The organism is Streptosporangium sp. G11, assembly GCF_051192615.1.
In the GTDB taxonomy this organism is placed as follows: domain Bacteria; phylum Actinomycetota; class Actinomycetes; order Streptosporangiales; family Streptosporangiaceae; genus Streptosporangium.
Map to the genome: position 1 here is coordinate 1 of NZ_JBPJUQ010000381.1, position 523 is coordinate 523.

Sequence of the window (523 nt, forward strand, 5' to 3'; positions counted from 1 at the left end):
GATCACCCCGATGGTCGCGGCCAGCGACAGGATGCTCACCATGTTGGACGTCGTGGCGAAGGTGTCGGGCACCGTGACCAGCCCCACCACCGCCAGCAACACCAACGCGATCACCAGACCGAGATGACGCGTCTCTCCGAGGCGGGCGAGCGGGCTCGCCACGACGGGTTTGCGAGCGGGCGCCTCGACGCGGTCGTGCTCGTCCACGGGCGGCTTCACCGGAGCACCGCCACGGCGCTCGGGGCTCCGGAACGGAGAGAGATGACGTCCATGAAGACCTGTCGGTTCCTTTCGCTAGTCCCGGTGCGCCCGGTGCGCCCGGCGCTCCCGGCGTGTCCGAGGTGTCCGGCGCTTTCGGTGTGTCGAGGGTTCCCTGCGCGTCCGGGGCTCACGACGTGTCGGGGGTTCGCGGGTCTCCCGGGGAAGGAGGGGATCACAGGGCACTCCCTTCCATGATCATGTCGAGGACGGCGTGCTCGTCCAGCTCACCGGCACCGGCCTCACGAATGACCCGGCCCTCCCG

At 69.8% G+C, this 523-nt stretch carries 1 pseudogene; it reads right to left on the reverse strand.

What is annotated here, in order from left to right:
* Window positions 1-219: pseudogene (locus ACSDR0_RS51130) on the reverse strand (ABC transporter permease); the annotation flags it as partial.
* Window positions 220-523: the final 304 nt, after the last annotated feature.